The 698-nt window shown below is 59.3% G+C and carries 1 protein-coding gene; it reads left to right on the top strand.

Annotated features, from left to right (window positions below; all coding sequences use genetic code 11):
* On the top strand, positions 1-698 hold a 698-nt coding region (gene tnpC, locus HX830_RS31240; RefSeq protein WP_256350859.1), incomplete at both ends, for an IS66 family transposase.

Raw genomic sequence — 698 nt, forward strand, 5'->3', positions numbered from 1 at the left:
GTGATCAAACACATTCGCAAGGTCTACGGCTGCCGAGGTTGCGAAAGCGCCCCGGTCACCGCCGACAAACCCGCGCAATTGATTGAAAAGAGCATGGCCAGCCCCAGCGTGCTGGCCATGTTGCTGACCACCAAATACGTGGATGGCCTGCCGCTGTATCGGTTTGAAAAAGTCCTCGGCCGTCACGGTGTTGATATCCCGCGCCAGACCCTGGCCCGTTGGGTTATCCAGTGCTGTGAGCACTTCCAGCCGCTACTGAATCTGATGCGCGAGCGATTACTGGAAAGCCCGGTGATCCACTGCGATGAAACTCGCGTTCAGGTGCTCAAGGAACCTGACCGTGACCCGACCAGCCAATCCTGGATGTGGGTGCAGGCCAGCGGTCCGCCGGACAGGAAAGTCGTGTTGTTTGACTACACCACCAGCCGGGGACGGGAGGTGCCGTTACGCCTGCTCGATGGCTATCGTGGCTATTTGATGACCGACGACTATGCGGCCTACAACGCGGTGAGCGCCCAACCCGGAGTTGAGCGCTTGCTCTGCATGGCGCATGCGCGACGCAAGTTTATCGAGGCCCAGAAAGTGCAGCCCAAGGGCAAGTCGGGTCGAGCGGATATCGCGCTGGCGATGATCAACAAGCTGTACGGTATCGAGCGCGAGCTCAAAGACGCCAGCGATGAACAGCGTTATATCGGTCG

Source organism: Pseudomonas gingeri (assembly GCF_013385425.1).
GTDB classification, from domain to species: Bacteria; Pseudomonadota; Gammaproteobacteria; order Pseudomonadales; family Pseudomonadaceae; genus Aquipseudomonas; species Aquipseudomonas gingeri_D.